General features: G+C 73.0%; 16 protein-coding genes. 13 read left to right on the top strand and 3 right to left on the bottom strand.

All coding sequences use genetic code 11. The features are described from left to right. Positions 1 to 138 precede the first annotated feature (138 nt). The 8 genes from HTV45_RS28515 (at position 139) to HTV45_RS28480 (ending at position 10,313) form a co-directional block, all read left to right on the top strand. The gene (locus HTV45_RS28515; RefSeq protein ID WP_215208770.1) at positions 139 to 936 is read left to right on the top strand and encodes a TIGR03084 family metal-binding protein; all 798 of its coding nucleotides are present in this window, start codon (positions 139 to 141) and stop codon (positions 934 to 936) included. After that, positions 933 to 2,624 carry an acyclic terpene utilization AtuA family protein gene (locus tag HTV45_RS28510; protein ID WP_215208769.1) on the top strand — a complete coding sequence of 564 codons (1,692 nt, stop codon included), beginning with the start codon at positions 933 to 935 and terminating at the stop codon, positions 2,622 to 2,624. The genes HTV45_RS28515 and HTV45_RS28510 overlap by 4 nt, the downstream gene beginning before the upstream one ends. Then, positions 2,621 to 4,219: an acyl-CoA carboxylase subunit beta gene (locus HTV45_RS28505; RefSeq protein ID WP_215208768.1), complete on the top strand. Its 1,599-nt coding sequence runs from the start codon at positions 2,621 to 2,623 to the stop codon at positions 4,217 to 4,219. Before HTV45_RS28510 ends, HTV45_RS28505 begins: the two co-directional genes overlap by 4 nt. 8 nt (positions 4,220 to 4,227) lie before the next feature. Further along, the gene (locus HTV45_RS28500) at positions 4,228 to 6,087 is read left to right on the top strand and encodes a biotin carboxylase N-terminal domain-containing protein (RefSeq protein WP_215208767.1); all 1,860 of its coding nucleotides are present in this window, start codon (positions 4,228 to 4,230) and stop codon (positions 6,085 to 6,087) included. A 108-nt stretch (positions 6,088 to 6,195) separates the two neighbouring features. Then, positions 6,196 to 7,332 carry an acyl-CoA dehydrogenase family protein gene (locus tag HTV45_RS28495; RefSeq protein WP_215208766.1) on the top strand — a complete coding sequence of 379 codons (1,137 nt, stop codon included), beginning with the start codon at positions 6,196 to 6,198 and terminating at the stop codon, positions 7,330 to 7,332. Positions 7,333 to 7,366: 34 nt separating this feature from the next. Beyond that, on the top strand, positions 7,367 to 8,947 hold the full coding sequence (locus tag HTV45_RS28490; protein WP_215208765.1) for a 4-coumarate--CoA ligase family protein: 1,581 nt from the start codon (positions 7,367 to 7,369) through the stop codon (positions 8,945 to 8,947). Next, positions 8,944 to 9,678: an enoyl-CoA hydratase family protein gene (locus HTV45_RS28485; protein ID WP_215208764.1), complete on the top strand. Its 735-nt coding sequence runs from the start codon at positions 8,944 to 8,946 to the stop codon at positions 9,676 to 9,678. Before HTV45_RS28490 ends, HTV45_RS28485 begins: the two co-directional genes overlap by 4 nt. Continuing rightward, positions 9,666 to 10,313 (top strand): TetR/AcrR family transcriptional regulator, encoded by a 648-nt coding sequence (locus HTV45_RS28480; RefSeq protein WP_215208763.1) that lies wholly within the window; start codon positions 9,666 to 9,668, stop codon positions 10,311 to 10,313. Before HTV45_RS28485 ends, HTV45_RS28480 begins: the two co-directional genes overlap by 13 nt. A gap of 58 nt (positions 10,314 to 10,371) precedes the next feature. Here HTV45_RS28480 and pdxH read toward each other — a convergent pair whose 3' ends face one another. Further along, positions 10,372 to 11,058, bottom strand: coding sequence for a pyridoxamine 5'-phosphate oxidase (gene pdxH / locus HTV45_RS28475; RefSeq protein ID WP_215208762.1), 687 nt, complete (start codon positions 11,056 to 11,058; stop codon positions 10,372 to 10,374). Positions 11,059 to 11,327: 269 nt separating this feature from the next. On the opposite strand from pdxH, the gene HTV45_RS28470 reads away from it, so the two are divergent. Both HTV45_RS28470 and HTV45_RS28465 read left to right on the top strand, forming a co-directional pair. Further along, positions 11,328 to 12,428 carry a citrate synthase 2 gene (locus HTV45_RS28470; RefSeq protein ID WP_215208761.1) on the top strand — a complete coding sequence of 367 codons (1,101 nt, stop codon included), beginning with the start codon at positions 11,328 to 11,330 and terminating at the stop codon, positions 12,426 to 12,428. Positions 12,429 to 13,065: 637 nt separating this feature from the next. Next, a complete protein-coding gene (locus HTV45_RS28465; RefSeq protein ID WP_308309775.1) occupies positions 13,066 to 14,460 on the top strand; it encodes a PAS domain-containing protein in 1,395 nt (464 codons plus the stop codon). Positions 14,461 to 14,508: 48 nt separating this feature from the next. Here HTV45_RS28465 and HTV45_RS28460 read toward each other — a convergent pair whose 3' ends face one another. Beyond that, positions 14,509 to 15,264, bottom strand: coding sequence for an SIS domain-containing protein (locus HTV45_RS28460; protein ID WP_215208759.1), 756 nt, complete (start codon positions 15,262 to 15,264; stop codon positions 14,509 to 14,511). A 228-nt stretch (positions 15,265 to 15,492) separates the two neighbouring features. Between HTV45_RS28460 and HTV45_RS28455 the strand changes: the two genes are divergently transcribed. Together HTV45_RS28455 and HTV45_RS28450 are read left to right on the top strand one after the other, a co-directional pair. After that, complete coding sequence (locus HTV45_RS28455) at positions 15,493 to 16,185, top strand: metal-dependent transcriptional regulator (RefSeq protein WP_215208758.1); 693 nt, start codon at positions 15,493 to 15,495, stop codon at positions 16,183 to 16,185. A 646-nt stretch (positions 16,186 to 16,831) separates the two neighbouring features. Continuing rightward, positions 16,832 to 17,710, top strand: a complete 879-nt coding sequence (locus tag HTV45_RS28450) for an alpha/beta fold hydrolase (RefSeq protein WP_215208757.1) — start codon at positions 16,832 to 16,834, stop codon at positions 17,708 to 17,710. Between the two features lie 195 nt (positions 17,711 to 17,905). On the opposite strand, the gene HTV45_RS28445 is transcribed toward HTV45_RS28450, so the two are convergent. Beyond that, positions 17,906 to 18,568: a bifunctional DNA primase/polymerase gene (locus tag HTV45_RS28445; RefSeq protein ID WP_215208756.1), complete on the bottom strand. Its 663-nt coding sequence runs from the start codon at positions 18,566 to 18,568 to the stop codon at positions 17,906 to 17,908. Between the two features lie 308 nt (positions 18,569 to 18,876). Between HTV45_RS28445 and HTV45_RS28440 the strand changes: the two genes are divergently transcribed. Next, the gene (locus HTV45_RS28440) at positions 18,877 to 20,262 is read left to right on the top strand and encodes a transcriptional regulator (protein WP_215208755.1); all 1,386 of its coding nucleotides are present in this window, start codon (positions 18,877 to 18,879) and stop codon (positions 20,260 to 20,262) included. Positions 20,263 to 20,333 lie beyond the last annotated feature (71 nt).

Here is a 20,333-nt window from a genome sequence, read left to right as displayed (position 1 = left end):
GCTGAGGGCGAGCGAGTTGCGCCGGAACGGTGCGTCCAGAAATCCATGCAAGCATGCTTGCTTGTTTCTGGTCCCGCTGCCATGCTCCACGCAATCGCGCCGCACACCGCCGTGCCCGTGCCCCGAGGGGAGCGCCTCATGTCCGATCCGACGCCCGTGATCGACGACCTGCGTGAGGAGAGCGAGGCGGTCGACCGGCTCGTGGCCGAGCTCTCTTCCGGGCAATGGACGCTGCCGACGCCCGCCCCCGGCTGGACCGTCGCGCACCAGATCGCCCACCTCGCCTGGACCGACCACTCCTCGCTGCTCGCCGTCACCGACGCGGACGGGTTCCGGGCGCTGGTCGAAGGGGCCCTCGAGGCGCCGCGGTCCTTCGTCGACCAGGGCGCCGAGGAGTACGCCGGGGCCGCGCCAGCCGAGCTGCTCGCCCGCTGGCGGGAAGGGCGCGCGGCGCTGGAGAAGGCGCTGCGGGAGGCGCCGGCCGGGGCGCGGTTCCCCTGGTACGGGCCGCCCATGTCGGCCGCCTCCATGGCCACCGCCCGCCTCATGGAGACCTGGGCCCATGGACTCGACATCGCCGACACGCTCGGTGTGACGCGGCCACCCAGTGACCGGCTGAGGCATGTGGCGTGGCTCGGGGCGCGCACCCGGGACTTCGCGTACGGGGCGCACGGGCTCACCCCGCCCGCCGAGCCCTTCCGCGTGGAGCTCGCCGGGCCGGGCGGTGACGTGTGGGCGTACGGACCCGAGGACGCGCCCCAGCGGGTCACCGGGCCCGCGCTCGACTTCTGTCTCCTCGTCACCCAGCGCGCCCACCGCGCGGACCTCGCCCTCACCGCCGACGGTCCCGACGCCGACCGCTGGCTGGACATCGCCCAGGCCTTCGCCGGGCCGCCCGGCGGCGGACGGGAGCCGAAGGAGGGCACCGCGCCGTGACGGCGACGCCCCTGCGCATCGGGAACTTCTCCGGCTTCTACGGCGACCGCTCCGGCGCCCTGCGCGAGATGCTCACCGGCGGCGAGGTCGACGTCCTCACCGGCGACTACCTCGCCGAACTGACCATGCTCATCCTCGCCCGCGACCGGCTGAAGGACACCTCCGCCGGATACGCCCGCACCTTCCTGCGGCAGCTGGAGGACACCCTGGGCCTCGCGCACGAGCGGGGCGTCGGGATCGTCACCAACGCGGGCGGGCTCAACCCGGCGGGGCTCGCGGACGCCGTACGGGCTCTCGCCGGCCGGCTCGGCATCCCCGTACGGGTCGCCCATGTGGAGGGCGACGACCTCACCGCGCGGTACCCCGGCAGCCTCGCCGCCCACGCCTACCTCGGCGGCTCCGGGATCGCCGAGTGTCTCCGCGCGGGCGCCGACATCGTGGTCACCGGGCGGGTCACCGACGCGGCCCTGGTCACCGGGCCGGCCGCCGCCCACTTCGGCTGGGGGCCGACCGAGTACGACCGGCTCGCGGGGGCCGTCGTCGCCGGGCACCTACTGGAGTGCGGGACGCAGGCCACCGGCGGGAACTACGCCTTCTTCGGCGAGCGCGACCCCCGTGACCTCCGGCGGCCCGGATTCCCGCTCGCCGAGATCCACGCCGACGGCAGCGGCGTCATCACCAAGTACCCCGGCACCGGCGGCTTCGTCGACGTGGGGACCGTCACCGCGCAGCTGCTCTACGAGACGGGCGGCGCCCGGTACGCCGGGCCCGATGTCACCGCGCGGCTGGACACCGTACGGCTGCGGCAGGACGGCCCCGACCGGGTGCGCGTCGAGGGGGTCAGGGGTGAGGCACCGCCGCCCACGCTCAAGGTCGGGCGCAACCGGCTCGGCGGATTCCGCAACGAGGTCGTGTTCGTGCTCACCGGTCTCGACATCGAGGCCAAGGCGGATCTGGTGAAGGAGCAGATGGGCGACGCGCTCGCCACGTCGCCGCCCGCCGAGGTGCGCTGGGAACTGGCGCGCACCGACCGGGCCGACGCCTCCACCGAGGAGACGGCGAGCGCGCTGCTGCGGCTCGTCGTACGCGACCCCCGGCAGGAGGCGGTCGGCCGGGTGCTGAGCGGGGCCGCCGTCGAACTGGCGCTGGCGAGCTACCCCGGATTCCATGTGATGGCACCACCGGGGAAGGGCTCCCCGTACGGGGTCTTCGAGGAGGTGTACGTGCCCCATGGTGACGTCGACCATGTGGCCGTCCTCCACGACGGCCGCCGTATCGCCGTCGACGCGCCGGGCGGGACCGCCGTACTCGACGCCGTACCGGAACCCGCGCTCCCCGAACCGCTGCCCGCGGGACCCGTGACCAGGGCACCCCTCGGCCTCCTCGCCGGCGCCCGCAGCGGCGACAAGGGCGGGAACGCCAACGTCGGCGTCTGGGTGCGCGACGACGACGCCTGGCGGTGGCTCGCGCACGAGCTGACCGCCGAGCGGTTCCGCGCGCTGGTCCCCGAGGCCGCCGGTCTGCCCGTCACCCGGCACGTACTGCCCCACCTGCGCGCGCTGAACTTCGTCGTCGAGGGCATCCTCGGCGAGGGCGTCGCCGCGCAGGCCCGCTTCGACCCGCAGGCCAAGGCGCTCGGCGAATGGCTGCGCTCCCGGCACCTCGACATCCCGGAGGTCCTGCTGTGACGGTCCTCGGATCCGCCCTGAACCCGGCCGACCCGGAGTACCGCGAGCACCGCGACGCCATGCTCGCCAAGCTCGCCGAACTCGACGCCGAGCACGCCAAGGCCGTCGCCGGCGGCGGTGAGAAGTACGTCGAGCGGCACCGCACGCGCGGCAAGCTGCTCGCCCGTGAGCGCATCGAGCTGCTCCTCGACCCCGACACGCCCTTCCTGGAACTGTCCCCGCTGGCCGCCTGGGGGAGCGACTACACCGTCGGCGCCTCCCTCGTCACCGGCATCGGCGTCGTCGAGGGCGTGGAGTGCCTGATCACCGCGAACGACCCGACCGTGCGCGGCGGCGCCAGCAACCCGTGGAGCCTGAAGAAGGCCCTGCGCGCCAACGAGATCGCGCTCACCAACCGGCTCCCGGTGATCAGCCTCGTCGAGTCCGGCGGCGCCGACCTGCCCTCCCAGAAGGAGATCTTCATCCCCGGGGGCGCCGTCTTCCGGGACCTCACCCGGCTCTCCGCGGCCGGCATCCCCACCGTCGCCGTCGTCTTCGGCAACTCCACCGCCGGCGGCGCGTACGTCCCCGGCATGTCCGACCACGTGATCATGGTCAAAGAGCGGGCCAAGGTGTTCCTCGGCGGCCCGCCGCTGGTGAAGATGGCGACCGGGGAGGAGAGTGACGACGAGTCCCTGGGCGGCGCCGGGATGCACGCGCGCGTGTCGGGCCTCGCCGACCACTTCGCCGTCGACGAACCGGACGCGCTCCGCCAGGCCCGCCGGGTGGTGGCCCGGCTCAACCACCGCAAGGCGTACGCCGCCCCGGCACCAGCCGCCCCGCCCGCGTACGACGAGGACGAACTCCTGGGCATCGTCCCGGGCGACCTGAAGACCCCCTTCGACCCGCGCGAGGTCATCGCCCGGATCGTCGACTCCTCCGACTTCGACGAGTTCAAACCCCTCTACGGCACCAGCCTCACCACCGGCTGGGCCACCCTCCACGGCTATCCCGTCGGCATCCTCGCCAATGCCCGGGGGGTCCTCTTCAGCGAGGAGTCCCAGAAGGCCGCCCAGTTCATCCAGCTCGCCAACCAGCGCGACATCCCGCTCCTCTTCCTGCACAACACCACCGGCTACATGGTCGGCAGGGAGTACGAGCAGGGCGGCATCATCAAGCACGGCGCGATGATGATCAACGCGGTCAGCAACTCCCGCGTGCCCCACCTGTCCGTCCTCATGGGCGCCTCCTACGGCGCCGGGCACTACGGCATGTGCGGCCGCGCCTACGACCCGCGCTTCCTGTTCGCCTGGCCCAGTGCCAAGTCCGCCGTCATGGGCCCGCAGCAGCTCGCCGGCGTCCTGTCCATCGTCGCGCGGCAGTCGGCGGCGGCGAAGGGACGGCCGTACGACGACGAGGCGGACGCGGCGCTGCGCGCCATGGTGGAGCAGCAGATCGAGTCCGAGTCGCTGCCCATGTTCCTGTCCGGGCGGCTGTACGACGACGGCGTCATCGACCCGCGCGACACCCGCACCGTCCTCGGCCTGTGCCTGTCGGCCATCCACACCGCCCCCTACGAGGGCGCGCGCGGTGGCTTCGGCGTCTTCCGGATGTGAGGCCCACCATGACCACGATCACCTCCGTACTGGTGGCGAACCGCGGCGAGATCGCCTGCCGTGTCGTCCGCACCTGCCGTGAGCTGGGAATCCGCACGGTCGCCGTGCACTCGGACGCCGACGCTGACGCGCTCCACACGCGCGTCGCGGACACCGCCGTCCGCCTGCCCGGGTCGTCGCCCGCCGACACCTACCTGCGCGGCGACCTGATCGTGAAGGCCGCCCTCGCGGCCGGCGCGGACGCCGTGCACCCCGGCTACGGCTTCCTCTCCGAGAACGCCGGTTTCGCGCGGGCCGTCCAGGGCGCCGGACTGGTGTGGGTCGGGCCGCCCCCGGAGGCGATCGAGGCGATGGCGTCCAAGACGCGCGCCAAGGAGCTGATGGGCATCAAGCCCCTGCGCGAGGTCACCGAGGCCGATCTGCCGGTGCTGGTGAAGGCGGCGGCGGGCGGCGGCGGACGCGGCATGCGCGTCGTACGGCGCCTCGCGGACCTGGACGCCGAGCTGTCCGCCGCCCGCGCGGAGGCCGCGAGCGCCTTCGGCGACGGGGAGGTGTTCACCGAGCGGTACCTCGGCGGTGACGCGGGCGGGCGGCACGTCGAGGTGCAGGTCCTCGCCGACACCCACGGCACGGTGTGGGCGCTCGGCACCCGCGACTGCTCCCTCCAGCGACGGCACCAGAAGGTCATCGAGGAGGCCCCGGCCCCCGGGCTCTCCGCCCGGCTCACCGGGGAACTCCACTCCCTCGCCGTACGCGCCGCGCGCGCCGTCTCCTACGTCGGGGCCGGCACCGTGGAGTTCCTCGTCGCCGGCGGACGCGCGCACTTCCTGGAGATGAACACCCGCCTCCAGGTGGAACACCCGGTGACGGAGGCCGTCTTCGGCGTCGACCTCGTCGCCGAGCAGATCCGCGTCGCCGAGGGGCACGCCCTGGACGGCGAACCCCCGGCCCTGCACGGGCACGCCGTGGAGGCCCGCCTCTACGCCGAGGACCCCGCCCACGACTGGGCACCGCAGACCGGCCGGCTGCACCGCCTCGCCGTCCCCGACGGCGTGCGCCTGGACACCGGCTGCACCGACGGCGACGACATCGGCGTCCACTACGACCCCATGCTCGCCAAGGTCGTCGCCCACGCGCCCACCCGCGCGGAGGCGGTCCGCAAACTGGCCGCCGCCCTGGAGCGCGCGGTGATCCACGGCCCCGTCACCAACCGGGACCTCCTCGTCCGCTCCCTGCGGCACGAGGAGTTCGCGGCAGCCCGGATGGACACCGGCTTCTACGACCGCCACCTCCCCGGACTGACCACCCCGGCCCCCGACCCGCACGCCCCGCTCGCCGCCGCCCTCGCCGACGCCCACGGCCGCTCCCGCTTCGGCGGCTGGCGCAACCTCGCCTCCCAGCCGCAGGTCAAGCGGTACGCCATGGCGGGCGAGGAACACGAGGTCCGCTACCGGCACACGCGCGACGGCCTGGCCGCCGAAGGGGTGCGGGTCGTGCACGCCGACGCGCGTCTGGTGATCCTGGAGGCCGGCGGTGTACGGCGCAGGTTCGAGGTCAGCCGCTACGGCGACCGCGTGTACGTCAACGCCGCCGCGCTCACCGCCCTGCCCCGCTTCCCCGACCCCACCACCCAGCACGCCCCCGGCTCCCTCCTGGCCCCCATGCCGGGCACCGTCGTCCGCGTCGCCGACGGAGTGACCGAGGGAGCCGCGGTGGAGGCCGGGCAGCCCCTCCTCTGGCTGGAGGCCATGAAGATGCAGCACAAGATCACCGCCCCGGCCACGGGAGTCGTCAGCGCCCTGCACGCGACCCCCGGCCGGCAGGTGGAGGTCGGCACCCTTCTGGCGGTCGTGGAAGCGACCCCCTAGGGGCGCGGGGCTGTGCCCGCTGTGCGGCTACCGCCGCGTGGGCGCGACCGGCCCAGGACCACCCGCACCCTCCCGACGACCCGCAGCACCTCCCCCTTAGGAGCGCTCATGCCGGTGATCGAATCAGAAGAGCACAAGGCCCTCCGCGAAGCGGTCGCCGCGTTCGCGAAGAACCACCCCCGTACCCCCGGCACCGACAACCGCCCGTTCTGGCAGGAAGCCGCCAAGCTCGGCTACATCGGCGTCAACCTGCCGGAGGCGTACGGCGGTGGCGGTGGCGGCATCACCGAACTGTCCCTCGTCTCCGAGGAGATGGGCGCCGCCGGCAACCCGCTGCTGATGATGATCGTCTCCCCGGCGATCTGCGGCACCGTCATCTCCCGCTTCGGCACGGAGACCCAGCGGCGGGAGTGGCTGCCCTCCCTGGCCGACGGCAGCCGCCTGATGGCCTTCGGGATCACCGAACCCGACGCCGGATCCAACAGCCACCGCATCACCACGACGGCACGCCGGGACGGCACCGACTGGCTCCTCACCGGCCGCAAGGTGTTCGTCTCCGGGGTCGACATCGCCGACGCCACCCTCATCGTGGGCCGCACTGAGGACGCCCGCACGGGGAAACTCAAGCCCTGCCTGTTCATCGTCCCGCGCGACGCCGAGGGCTTCCAGCGGCGCCCCATCGACATGGAACTCAACTCCGTGGAGAAGCAGTTCGAGCTCGTCCTCGATGACGTACGGCTGCCCGCCGACGCGCTCGTCGGCGACGAGGACGCCGGACTGCTCCAGCTCTTCGCCGGCCTCAACCCCGAACGCGTCATGACCGCCGCCTTCGCGATCGGCATGGGCCGCTACGCGCTCGCCCGCGCCGTCGAGTACGCGCGCGAGCGCACCGTCTGGAACTCCCCCATCGGCGCCCACCAGGCGATCGCCCACCCCCTCGCCCAGGCGCACATCGAGATCGAACTCGCCCGCCTGATGATGCAGAAGGCCGCCCATCTCTACGACACCGGCGACGACATCGGCGCGGGGGAGGCCGCCAACATGGCCAAGTACGCGGCCGCCGAAGCCTGTGTGAAAGCCGTCGACCAGGCCGTGCACACCCTCGGCGGAAACGGCCTCACCCGCGAGTACGGACTCGCCTCGCTGATAACCGCCGCGCGCGTGTCTCGTATTGCCCCGGTGAGCCGGGAGATGATTCTCAACTACGTCTCCCACCAGACCCTGGGCCTGCCCAGGTCGTACTAGGCCCGCCCGGCCGTCCGGCCGTCTTGGAGGAACCATGTTCCGCAGCGAGTACGCAGACGTCACCCCGGTCGAACTCCCCATCCACGAGGCGGTGCTCGCCCGGGCCGCCGAGTTCGGGGACACCCCGGCACTGATCGACGGCACCGACGGCACCACCCTCACCTACGAACAACTCGACCGCTTCCACCGGCGGGTCGCCGCCGGCCTCGCCGAGGCGGGTGTGCGCAAGGGCGACGTGCTCGCCCTGCACAGCCCCAACACCATCGCCTTCCCCACCGCGTTCTACGCGGCCACCCGCGCGGGCGCCTCCGTCACCACCGTGCACCCCCTGGCGACCGCCGAGGAGTTCGGCAAGCAGCTGAAGGACGCCGCCGCCCGCTGGATCGTCACCGTCTCCCCGCTCCTGGAGACCGCGCGCGGGGCCGCCGAGATCGCGGGCGGCGTGCGGGAGATCTTCGTCTGCGACAGCGCGCCCGGACACCGGTCCCTGATCGACATGCTGGCCTCCACCGCCCCCGAACCGGCCGTCGACATCGACCCGGCCGAGGACGTGGCCGCACTGCCGTACTCCTCCGGCACCACCGGCGTCCCCAAGGGCGTGATGCTCACCCACCGGCAGATCGCCACCAACCTCGCCCAGCTCCAGCCCGCGATCACGGCAGGCCCCGGCGACCGCATCCTCGCCGTCCTGCCGTTCTTCCACATCTACGGCCTGACCGCCCTGATGAACGCCCCCCTGCGACAGGGCGCCACCGTCGTCGTCCTCCCGCGCTTCGACCTGGAGACGTTCCTCGCGGCCATCCAGAACCACCGCATCACCGGTCTGTACGTGGCCCCGCCCATCGTGCTCGCCCTCGCCAAGCACCCCCTGGTCGCCCAGTACGACCTGTCCTCCCTGCGGCACGTCATCAGCGCCGCCGCACCCCTGGACGCGAGCCTCGCCGCCGCCTGCTCACAGCGGCTCGGCCTGCCCCCCGTCGGACAGGCGTACGGCATGACGGAACTGTCGCCGGGCACCCACGTCGTCCCCCTCGACGCCATGAACGAGGCACCGCCCGGCACCGTCGGCAAGCTGATCGCCGGAACCGAGATGCGCATCGTCTCCCTCGACGACCCCGGCAAGGACCTCGCACCCGGCGAGTCCGGCGAGATCCTCATCCGGGGACCCCAGATCATGAAGGGCTACCTCGGCCGCCCCGACGCCACCGCCGCACTGATCGACGAGGACGGCTGGCTGCACACCGGGGACGTCGGGCACACCGACGAGGGAGGCTGGCTGTTCGTCGTCGACCGCGTCAAGGAACTCATCAAGTACAAGGGCTTCCAGGTCGCCCCCGCCGAACTCGAGGCGCTGCTCCTCACCCACCCGGGCATCGCCGACGCGGCCGTCATCGGCGTCTACAACGAGGACGGCAACGAGGTCCCGCACGCCTTCGTCGTCCGCCAGCCGTCCGCGCCGGAACTCACCGAGGGCGAGGTCATGATGTACGTCGCCGAGCAGGTCGCCCCGTACAAACGGGTCCGGCACGTCACCTTCATCGACGGCGTACCGCGCGCCGCCTCCGGAAAGATCCTGCGCCGGGAACTCCGCACGGCGCACAAGGAGCCCACGTGACCCTGATCGGCCGCACCCGCACCCGGGGCGTCGAAACGCTCTCCCTCGACGCCCCGGAGCGCCGCAACGCCCTGTCCGCCGCCCTCGTCGGCGAACTCGCCACCGCGCTCACCGACGCCGGCCAGGACACCGGCGTCCGCGCGGTGCTCCTCACCCACACCGGCAACACCTTCAGCGCCGGCGCCGACCTGCGCGACCCGCCCGCCCCCGAGGCACTGGTGGCCCTGCTGCGGCAGATCGTCGAGCTGCCCAGACCCGTCGTCGCCCGGGTCACCGGACACGTCCGCGCCGGCGGGCTGGGCCTCCTCGCCGCCTGCGACATCTCCGCCGCCGCCCACACGGCGACCTTCGCCTTCACCGAGGTCCGCGTCGGAGTCGCCCCGGCCGTCATCTCACTGCCGCTGCTGCCCCGCACCGACCCCCGCGCACTGGCCCGCTACTACCTCACCGGCGAGCGCCTCGACACCGCCGAAGCAGCCCGCATCGGCCTGCTCACCGCGGCCGGTGAGGACGTCGACGCCATCCTCGCCCCGATCCTCGACGGCCTGCGCAAGTCCGCCCCCGAAGCCCTGGCCGCGACGAAACGGCTGCTCACGGCTAGGGTGCTGGAGACCTTCGACCGGGACGCGGCCGGCCTGACCGCGCTCTCGGCACGCCTCTTCGCCTCCGCCCCCGCGCGCGAGGGGATGACGGCCTTCCTCGAACGACGGGAACCGGAATGGACGGTGTGAGCACGACCGACCGTGCGGAACGGGTCCCCAAGCAGGACCGCAGCCGCGCCACCCGGCAGCGGCTCCTGGAAGCCGCCGTGGCCTGCCTCGCCGAACACGGCTGGTCGGGCTCCACCGTCTCCGTCGTCGCCGAACGCGCGGGCGTCTCCCGGGGAGCCGCCCAGCACCACTTCCCGACCCGCGAGGACCTGTTCACCGCCGCCGTCGAGTACGTCGCCGAAGAACGCTCCGCCGCGCTGCGCGCCCTCTTCCCCGAGGGCGCCGCCGCGAGCGACCGCCGCGCGGTGATCGCGGCACTGGTCGACCTCTACACCGGCCCCGTCTTCCGCGCCGCGCTCCACCTCTGGGTCGCCGCCTCCGACCAGGAACAGCTCCGCCCGCGCGTGACCGAACTCGAACTGCGTGTCGGCCGCGAATCCCACCGCACCGCCGTCGAGCTCCTCGGCGCCGACGAGTCCCGCCCCGGCGTCCGCGAAACCGTCCAGGGCCTCCTCGACATGGCCCGCGGCCTCGGCCTCGCCACCCTTCTCACCGACGACACGGCCCGCAGGGAACGCGTGGTGGCGCAGTGGGCGGCGCTGCTGGACGGGGCACTGGGCCGGACCGCCCCCGCGGCGCCCCGGACCACCGGCTGAGGCGACGGGTCAGGGGCTCAGCCGCTCCACCGGGCCAGGGGCCCAGGCACTCCGATGGTCAGGGGCTGAGCCGCTCCACCCGCCAGCCCCCGTCCGGCTCCGCGACGTAGCGCAGCCGGTCGTGCAGCCGGTTCTCCCGGCCCTGCCAGAACTCCACCGCCTCCGGGGTCACCCGGAAACCACCCCAGTTCGGCGGTACCGGGACCTGCTCGCCCTCCGGGTACCGGGCGGCCAGCCCGGCGTACGCCGCGTCCAGCTCCGCCCGGCCGGCGATCACCGAGGACTGACCGCTGGCCCACGCGCCCAGCTGGGAGCCGTGCGGGCGGGTGCGGAAGTAGGCGGCCGTCTCGTCACGGCCGGTGCGCCGCGCCGTACCGTGGACGATGACCTGCCGGGCCATCGGGTGCCACGGGAACAGCAGCGACACACGGGGGTTCTCCGCCAGGTCACGGCCCTTGCGGGAGTCGTAGTTCGTGTAGAAGACGAACCCCTCGTCGTCGAAGTGCTTCAGCAGCACCGTGCGCGAGGTGGGCCGCCCCTGGGCGTCCGCCGTCGAGACGATCACGGCGTTCGGCTCGAACAGCCCGCCGTCCGTCGCGGCCTGCTTGAACCAGCGCGCGAACTGCTCCACCGGCGTGGCGGCCAGATCGGACTCGGAGAGCCCCTCGGTCCGGTACTGCTTGCGCATCGCGGCCGGATCGAAGGGAACGGCGTCAGGGTCGGTCACGCCGTCATCCTGCCCCATGCGTGCCGCCGCCGGGAGAGGTGTCCTCCCTCACGTCGTGGCACTGAGTGCCGCGGACTCTCCCCAAAGATGGCACTCGGGGATATCGTGCTGGCACCGATCCGGTTGGGTGACCACCAGCCGGGCATCACAGGGATACGTCCCGGACCGCGAGCCGACACAGCGTGACCGCGGAGCCACCGGACGTCCCCGATCGAGCCGCCCTGACCCGACACATGGTCGTCCCACCCCACACACCGTCTGTCACCCACCTCACAAGGAGCCGCCAGATGTCCGACTTCGTACCCGGGCTCGAAGGAGTCGTCGCGTTCGAGACGGAGATCGCCGAACCGGACAAGGAGGGCGGCGCCCTCCGCTACCGGGGTGTCGACATCGAGGATCTGGTCGGGCACGTCTCCTTCGGCAACGTCTGGGGGCTGCTCGTCGACGGGGCGTTCAACCCCGGACTGCCCCCCGCGGAGCCGTTCCCGATCCCCGTGCACTCCGGTGACATACGCGTCGACGTGCAGTCCGCGCTCGCCATGCTGGCCCCCGTCTGGGGCCTCGAACCGCTCCTCGACATCGATGCCCGGCAGGCCCGCGACGACCTCGCCCGCGCCGCCGTCATGGCGCTGTCCTACGTCGCCCAGTCCGCGCGCGGCCAGGGCCTGGCGATGGTGCCGCAGCGCGAGATCGACAAGGCCGACTCCGTCGTCGAACGCTTCATGATCCGCTGGCGCGGCGAGCCCGACCCCAAGCACGTCGCCGCCGTCGACGCCTACTGGACATCGGCCGCCGAGCACGGCATGAACGCCTCCACGTTCACCGCACGGGTCATCGCCTCGACCGGCGCGGACGTCGCGGCGGCCCTCTCCGGAGCCGTGGGCGCCATGTCGGGCCCGCTGCACGGCGGCGCCCCCTCACGCGTGCTGCACATGATCGAGGAGATCGAGCGCACCGGGGACGCCGAGGCGTACGTCCGCCAGGCCCTCGACAAGGGTGAGCGCCTGATGGGCTTCGGCCACCGCGTCTACCGCGCGGAGGACCCCCGCGCCCGCGTCCTGCGGCGCACCGCCCGCGAACTGGCCGCCCCGCGCTTCGAGGTCGCCGAGGCCCTGGAGAAGGCAGCCCTGGCCGAGCTGCACGCCCGCCGCCCCGACCGGGTGCTCGCCACCAACGTCGAGTTCTGGGCGGCGATCGTGCTGGACTTCGCCGAGGTCCCGGCCCACATGTTCACGTCGATGTTCACCTGCGCCCGTACCGCGGGCTGGTCGGCGCACATCCTGGAGCAGAAGCGCACCGGCCGCCTGGTCCGCCCCTCGGCCCGCTACGTCGGACCGGGCACCCGCGACCCGCGCGAGATCGAGGGCTACGCGGACATCGCCCGCTGACCGCCCGCGAGAACGCAGACGACCCGCGAGTCCGGTTCCTCCCGGAGGAGGAGCCGGCCGGACGTTACCGGCGACTCGCGGGTCGGGTGACTGCTTGAGATTGGGCCGGCTGCACGCTTCGCACACGTGCCGGCTCGGCACCGCACTGGGTGTGGTGACGGGCCGCTAGCCCGCAGCCACCTCCGACGTCCGGTACGCATACATGCTCCGAACCACCTCCTCTCTCGGTAACCACCACTGTAGGAGGCGGAGAATCGCCCATCAATCGATTTTCTGTGAGGCCTCCGGCCGGATGGAGTGGCCGTACCCGTCGTCCCGCCGCGGCGGGCGCGAACTCCGGTGACCGGCGTCGAGCCGTCCCCCAGGCGTGCGGAGGCTGCGCTGTCCCCTCGCACGTACCGGGATACGCCCCGTCCGCGGTGGTGCGAGCGCGACGTTCAGCTGATCTCGCTGATACCGCCGCATCAGGCGTCCTGTGCAGCGGAGGCCGATGCCGCGGGCGGCACGGCCCGCGCTTACAACAATTCTCCCAATCTTGTCGAGAACCCGATGTGCGCTGAGTCACGTTCACGTTGAATGATGATGAGTGAGCGAACCGTCGTACCGTACGTGCGGACGCAGCCTGCAGGGGGTCCAGGTGAGTGCATCCCGGCGTAGTGGGGCCACCGACGAGCTGGGGCCGGACGAGCCCGAGCCCGCGAGGGAGGGGTCGGACGGATCCGACCTCCTCGCCGCGCTGCTCGACGGCATGGACGCGGCCCTGTGCGCCTTCGACGCGGACGGGACGGTCACGCACTGGAACCGTGAGGCGGAGCGGATCCTCGGCTGGAGCGCGGACGAGGCGGTGGGACGGGCCGGTTTCGCCGGGTGGGCCGTGCGCAGCGCGGACGCCGAGGAGGTGGAGGCGCGGCTGCTGTCGGCCATGGACGCCCCGGGCCGGCAGGTCAACGAGTTCGCGCTGCTGACGAAGGACGGCGGCCGGGTGCTGGTGCGCACGCAGTCCGCGGCCGTGCGCGGGCCGGACGGGAAGCCGGCCGGGGTGTACTGCGCGTTCAGCGAGGTGCACGCGCAGATCGATCTGGAGCGGTCGATCGCGCTGAGCGAGGCGCTGCTGGAGGACGCCAGCTGGGGTGTCGTCCTGGTCGACGCCGACCTGCGGCCCGCGGTGGTGAACGCGCACGCCGCGCGGGCGCTGGGCGCGGGGCGTACGTCCGTACTGGGCCGGCCGCTCGGCGAGCTGCTGACGCAGGGCGTCGAGGAACTGGAGAGCGCGCTGACCCACGTCCTCGCCGAGGGCGCGCCGCCCGCGCCGGCCGAGCTGTGGGTGAGCGTGCGCACGCCGGAGGGCGAGCGCCGGCGGTGCTGGCGCAGCGGGTTCGTGCGGCTGACGTCACCGCTCACCGAGGAGCCGGTGCCGCTCGGGGTGGGCTGGCTGTTCCAGGACGTGACCGAGTCGCGGCAGGGGGAGCAGGAGGGCTCGCTGCTGCGGTTCCGCGCGCAGCAGCTGCACCGCGCGGCGCGCGCGGCCGCGGAGTGCGAGGACCCGGCGGAGGCGGCGACGGTCCACCTCGACTTCGCGCTCGCCGGATTCGCCGACCATGCGCTGATCGACCGGGTGGCCGAGTGCGCGGAGGATGCCGACCTGGTGCGGCTGGTGCGGATCGCCGCCACACCGTCCGGCGCGCCGGGGCCGAGCAGGCTCGACGGGCGGGCGGGGCTGCCGGTGCGGTACGGGGAGGGGCATCCGGCGGTGCAGTGTGTGGAGCGGGCCGGGTCCGTGCGGGCCGGGGCGGGGGCGATGTCCGCGCAGGACGCGCGGGCGTGGGCGCTGGCGCGGCAGTGGCCGGCGGACGCGGTGTACGCGCTGTGCACGGTGCTGCGCAGCCGGGGGCGGACGCTGGGTGCCGTGACGTTCCTGCGGGGGGCGGGGCGGAACGCGTTCGAGCGCGGCGACGCCATGTACGCGGAGGATGTGGCGGTGCGTATCGCCACGGCGCTCGATCTGGGAGGTCTTGTCGGCCGTGAACTCTGATGCGCCCCCGGCGCCCGCTCCCGCCGGCGGGAGTTCCGGGGGCGGAAGTCAGCGGTGGTAGAAGATCCGGTCGGCGTACTCGTCGAACACCCGCGCGTTCCACGCGTGGCCGCCGTCCACGTTCCCCGAGCGCAGCAGCGGCGGCTCGATGCCCCGGTCCGCGAGCTCGGACGCCGCCGTGGCCATGACGGCCTGCAACAGGGCGGCCGTGACCACGGTGGACGCGGGAGCGAACGGAGCCGGGACGTTCTCATGGGTGAGCTCCGCGTCGCCGACCGCGATCCCCGAGTCCAGTACGAGATCGCAGTGGTCCTTCAGGAACGACCCCGAGGAGTGCCGGGACGACGTCTGCGCCGCGTACGCCACCGAGGTCACGCCGATCACCTTGACGCCCAGCTCACGGGCCTTCATGGCCATCTCCACGGGCAGCGCGTTGCGCCCGGACAGCGAGATGATCACCAGTGCGTCGCCCGCGCGCAGGGGCGAGGTCTCGAGCACGACGCCCGCCAGCCCGTCGACCCGCTCCAGGGCGGAGCCCAGCGTGGCCGGCATCACGTCGACGCCGACGGCACCCGGCACGGTGAGCAGGTTCATCAGCGCGAGCCCGCCCGCGCGGTAGACGAGGTCCTGCGCGGCGAGCGAGGAGTGTCCGGCGCCGAAGGCGAAGAGCCGTCCGCCGTCCGCGACGGTGTCGGCGAGCAGCGCGCCCGCGGCCGCCACGGACTCGGCCTCCCCGTCACGGATCCGCTCCAGCAGGCCGATCGCGGCGTCGAGGAACCGGACGGCCGGCGTGCGGTCGCTCATGCGCATCCCTTCACGGGTGGAGTGTTGCGGATCACCGTGCGGTCTGGACCAGTGCCGTGTCAATACGGCGCCGCGCGCCCGGTTCCCGGGCCCCGGAACCCTCCGTTTCCGCGGCGTGGCCCGGTTGTCGGCCGTATGCGTCAGAATTGAGTCCTGGGCCAGCGCACGCGCCGGTGAGCAGTCCAGCCTCCGGCAGAGCAATTCCGCAGATCTCATCAAGGGGCATGTATGTCCGGACTGATCGACACCACGGAGATGTATCTCCGCACCATCCTCGAGCTGGAGGAGGAAGGTGTGGTCCCCATGCGTGCCCGGATCGCCGAGCGGCTCGACCAGAGCGGGCCGACGGTCAGCCAGACGGTGGCGCGCATGGAGCGCGACGGTCTGGTGTCCGTCGCTCCCGACCGGCATCTGGAGTTCACGGAGGAGGGCCGCAGGCTCGCCACACGCGTGATGCGCAAGCACCGCCTCGCGGAGTGTCTGCTGGTCGACGTGATCGGCCTGGAGTGGGAGCAGGTGCACGCCGAGGCGTGCCGCTGGGAGCACGTGATGAGCGAGGCCGTCGAGCGCCGCGTGCTGGAGCTGCTGAGGCACCCGACCGAGTCGCCGTACGGCAACCCGATCCCGGGCCTGGAGGAGCTGGGCGAGAAGGACGGCGCCGACCCGTTCCTGGACGAGGGGATGGTGTCGCTGGCCGATCTCGACCCGGGCCCCGAGGGCAAGACGGTCGTGGTGCGGCGGATCGGCGAGCCGATCCAGACGGACGCGCAGCTGATGTACACGCTGCGGCGGGCGGGTGTGCAGCCCGGTTCCGTGGTGAGTGTGACGGAGTCGGCCGGCGGGGTGCTGGTGGGCAGCAGCGGTGAGGCGGCCGAGCTGGAGACGGATGTGGCCTCCCACGTGTTCGTCGCCAAGCCCTGACCGACCGGCCGGGCCGCATCCGGAGCGCCGGAAGCAGCGGCACCAGAAGCAGCGGCGCACCCGGAGCCACAGGAGTGGCCGGAGCCACCGCCTCGACGGGATCCGAAGCGGCGCGCTCCGCTCACGGTGCGGACGGGACGCACCCTGCGGTGTGAACGCGCCGAATCGGAAATCCGTTGCGTGGAACCGCAGCGCTCGCCGGAATCGCGTGCAAGGCTGTCGCGTGAGGCATATGACCTGAGGGGCTCTTGGCCGGGCGACCGCGATGTCACTCCGGCCGGGGAGGGGCGGGACGGTGTGCCGTGACCAGTGCCGTGACCAGTGCCGTGACCACGTGAGGAGCCCCGGCGCCTTATGGCGCCGGGGCCTGTCCTCCCCTGTGCTGACCCGGAGCCCCGAGCTCCCAGGGTCATTCCCCGCGGACCGGTTTCCCCGAGCGGTCCGCCTCCCGCTGAAGATCTCCCCCGGGCCACGGCGATCAATCCCCGCCTGGGGTCACTCGAACGAGCGGTCTTGCCGGGCGGGAAGACATTTTCGAATGCGCTTTCGATAGTCTGCGGGCGGTGGCAGTGGCAGTGGCAGTGCGGCGGACAGCGCCAGGACACACGCAGTGGGGTATGCAGCGAGCTTGGGGGGTGCCAGGACCATGGCGCGACGCATCGACGTGACCGGGACGGACGGCGTACGGCTCGCCGCCTGGGAGTTCGGCGACCCGCCCAAGGACGGGACGGACCAGGCGGAGGCCGGCGCGGCGAGCGGTCCCGGCGTGCTCTTACTGCACGGCCTGATGGGACGTGCCTCGCACTGGGCGTCCACCGCTCGCCGGCTCTCCGCGCGCTACCGCGCGGTCGCCCTCGACCAGCGCGGACACGGCCGCAGCGAGAAGCCCCCGCAGGGCTCCTTCACCCGTGACGCCTACGTCGACGACGCCGAGGCCGCGCTCGAACAGCTCGGCCTCGGCCCCACCGTCCTCATCGGCCACGCGATGGGCGCGCTCACCGCGTGGCAGCTCGCGGCGAAACGTCCCGACCTGGTCCGCGGTCTGATCATCTGCGACATGCGGGCCTCCGCCCTCGGAGCCGCCTCGCAGCGCGAGTGGGCCGAGTGGTTCAAGACCTGGCCTCTCCCCTTCGCCACGCTCGCCGACGTACGCAAGTGGTTCGGCGAGGACGACCCCTGGGTGGAGCGCCCCCATCCCACCCGGGGCGAGTTCTACGCCGAGGTGATGGCCGAGTCCCCCGACGGCTGGCGCCCCGTCTTCGACCCGGAACAGATGCTCCGCTCCCGCGAGACCTGGGTGTTCGACGCCCACTGGGAGGAACTGGCCCAGGTACGGTGCCCCGCCCTGGTGGTCCGCGGCCTCGACGGGGAACTGGGCCGCGCCGAGGCCCAGGAGATGGTCCGCGTCCTGCCCCGCGGCCAGTACGCCGAGGTCGCCGACGCGGGCCACCTCGTCCACTACGACCAGCCGGAGACCTGGCTGGCCGCGATCGAACCGTTCCTGGACACCATCGGCGGCGGCTGAGGCGCCCGCGCATCGAGGCCCTGCTGCCGCGGCCCTCGGGCCGGCCGGTCCCCGGGCCTCGCTGCCCGCAGGTCTCATCCCCTGCTGACCGCCGTGATGATCTCCGGCAGCCGCCGGGCCGTCAGCGGCGCGGAGAGACGCAGCCCCAGCAGGGTCAGGGCACCCGAGGGCGTGGGACCGTGCGGGCGCGCGTCCCTACCGGTCCCTGCCGCACGCGTAGGCCAACGACGGAATCAACTCCTCCACGTCCGGCAGCCACCGGTTCGCCGATGTGGGCCGGCAGGCCCACTGCACGGCTCCCCGGCACCCGACCCGGGTGGGCGGCCCGGCGACGAATTCCCCCTCACCGCGCACCGTCAGGTCGATCGAGGACAGCGACCACCCCAGCCTGCACAGCAGTCCCGGCACCTTCGCCGCCGCCCCGGGCAGCACGAAGAACTCCGTCCGCCGGTCCGGTGTCAGCGTGACCGGCCCCAGTGTCAGGCCCATGCGCTCCATCCGTGCGAGGGCCAGGAACCCGGACGTCTCCGGAACGGAGATCGCGTCGAACGTCCGCCCGGTGGGCAGCAGGACCGACGCGGTCGGCTGCTGCTGCCACATCCGCCGGACGACGGTGGCGCTGCCGGTCGCCTGCGCCGCCCAGTCCGGGCGGGCCGGATGCGCGCCGGGCACGGGGCACGCCGCGTCACCGCACGAGCAGCCCCGCACCCCGTCCGCGGCCTCCAGCCAGGTGCCCGGGACCACGTCCCAGTGCCGCTCCTCCGCGTACCGGACGGCGGCGTCCAGCAGCGATTCCCCGCGCTGCTTCGGGATCTGTACGGCGTCGGTGCCCGCGATCGTCTCTTCCACGATGAACACAACTACGGCCGTCAGCAGGGAGTTACGCCCGCCCGCATGCGCGGGGGAGGAGCACCGTTTCCCCGGCCGGGGCGCATGGGTGCATCCGTGGGGGCGCGCGGGGGATCCGCCGGCGGGGATGGGTAACGACGAGGGGGGGCCGGCAGCCGTCGTCACCCCGGCAATCCTCACATGCCTCGCATTGTCGTCACATCGGCGGGGCATTGATCTTCACGGCCGGTGCTTCTCGCCGGGACGTGAGAAGTACGGCCGCGGAAGAACGTCGAACCCGGTGCGTGGGCAGGCACCGCAGCCTCAGGGGGTACGCCATGGCCGCAAGGCCTCTCGTCGCGCGGCAGCCGAACGAACGGCTGCAGGCGCTCATCCAGGAAGCCGGATGTTCCAACGCCGGGCTGGCCCGCAGGGTCAACATGTGCGGCGCGGAGCACGGTCTCGATCTGCGCTACGACAAGACGTCGGTGGCGCGCTGGCTGCGCGGACAGCAGCCGAGGGGCCGGGCGCCGGCGGTCATCGCGGAGGCTCTGGGCCGCAAGCTGGGCCGTACGGTCACGATCGACGAGATCGGCATGGCCAACGGCAAGAACCTCGCGTCGGGTGTCGGTCTCCAGTTCTCGCCGACGGTACTGGGGGCCATCGAGCAGGTCTGCGAGCTGTGGCGCAGTGACGTGGGGCGCCGGGACTTCCTGTCCGGCTCCTCCGTGGCCTCCTCCGCGCTGGTGGAGCCGAGCCGGGACTGGCTGATCTCCGCCCCCGACGGACAGGTGGCGAGGGCCGCCGGTCCGCGGGTGGGTCAGTCCGACGTGGGGGCCGTGCGGTCCATGACGCAGGCCCTGGTCGACCTGGACCACCAGTACGGCAGCGGGCATGTGCGCCCGGTCGTGGTGCACTACCTCAACAGTGTCGTCTCGGGGATGCTGGCGGGCTCGTACCGCGAGGCGGTGGGCCGGGACCTCTTCGCGGCGGTCGCGCGACTGACCGAACTCGCCGGGTACATGGCCGTCGACACCGGACAACCGGGCCTCGCCCAGCGCTACTACATCCAGGCGCTGCGGCTGGCGCAGGCGGCCGGGGACCGCGGCTACGGCGGGTATGTGCTCGCCGCCTCCATGAGTCATCTGGCCGCGCAGCTCGGAAACCCGCGCGAGATCGCGCAGTTGGCGCGCGCGGCACAGGAGGGTGCGCGGGGGCGGGTGACGCCCCGCGCGGAGTCGATGTTCCTCGCGGCGGAGGCGCGCGGGCACGCGCTGATGGGCGACACGCACTCCGCGCAGGCGGCGGCGGGCCGCGCCGTGCGTGCCATGGAGGCCGCCGATCCGTCCTCCGGCGACGACCCGGTGTGGATCGCCCACTTCGACGAGGCCTATCTGGCCGACGAGTTGGCGCACTGTCACCGGGATCTCGGGCAGGCCGACGCCGCCGCGCGGTGTGCCCGCCAGTCGCTGGAGGGGCATCCCGAGTCGCGGGCCCGGCGCCGGGCGATCGGCTATGTGCTGCTGGCCACCGCGCAGGTGCAGCAGCGCGAGATCGAACAGGCCTGCACCACGGGCCTGAAGGCGGCGGGGCTTCTGGGCGGGCTGCGGTCGAACCGGGGCGCCGAGTACCTCGAGGATCTCCAGCAGCGCCTCGAGCCCTACCGGGAGGAGCCGGTGGTACGGGAGTTCGGGGCGCGCATGGAGCTTCAGGCGGCGGCGTGACACCGGCTGCCGGGCGGGGAGACGAGGAGGGAGATGAGGAGGGGGACGTAAGCAGCGTGTGGTGACCCGGT

It is taken from the genome of Streptomyces sp. CHD11 (assembly GCF_018638295.1).
In the GTDB taxonomy this organism is placed as follows: domain Bacteria; phylum Actinomycetota; class Actinomycetes; order Streptomycetales; family Streptomycetaceae; genus Streptomyces.
This window is presented reverse-complemented; position numbering and strand designations above follow the sequence as displayed.

Excerpts from the sequence above, each read along its gene's own strand:
- HTV45_RS28515 (WP_215208770.1), top strand. The coding sequence starts at position 139 with ATGTCCGATCCGACGCCCGTGATCGACGACCTGCGTGAGGAGAGCGAG.
- HTV45_RS28500 (WP_215208767.1), top strand. The coding sequence starts at position 4,228 with ATGACCACGATCACCTCCGTACTGGTGGCGAACCGCGGCGAGATCGCC.
- HTV45_RS28495 (WP_215208766.1), top strand. The coding sequence starts at position 6,196 with ATGCCGGTGATCGAATCAGAAGAGCACAAGGCCCTCCGCGAAGCGGTC.
- HTV45_RS28490 (WP_215208765.1), top strand. The coding sequence starts at position 7,367 with ATGTTCCGCAGCGAGTACGCAGACGTCACCCCGGTCGAACTCCCCATC.
- HTV45_RS28480 (WP_215208763.1), top strand. The coding sequence starts at position 9,666 with ATGGACGGTGTGAGCACGACCGACCGTGCGGAACGGGTCCCCAAGCAG.
- pdxH (WP_215208762.1), bottom strand. The coding sequence starts at position 11,058 with ATGGGGCAGGATGACGGCGTGACCGACCCTGACGCCGTTCCCTTCGAT.
- HTV45_RS28470 (WP_215208761.1), top strand. The coding sequence starts at position 11,328 with ATGTCCGACTTCGTACCCGGGCTCGAAGGAGTCGTCGCGTTCGAGACG.
- HTV45_RS28460 (WP_215208759.1), bottom strand. The coding sequence starts at position 15,264 with ATGAGCGACCGCACGCCGGCCGTCCGGTTCCTCGACGCCGCGATCGGC.
- HTV45_RS28455 (WP_215208758.1), top strand. The coding sequence starts at position 15,493 with ATGTCCGGACTGATCGACACCACGGAGATGTATCTCCGCACCATCCTC.
- HTV45_RS28450 (WP_215208757.1), top strand. The coding sequence starts at position 16,832 with ATGGCGCGACGCATCGACGTGACCGGGACGGACGGCGTACGGCTCGCC.
- HTV45_RS28440 (WP_215208755.1), top strand. The coding sequence starts at position 18,877 with ATGGCCGCAAGGCCTCTCGTCGCGCGGCAGCCGAACGAACGGCTGCAG.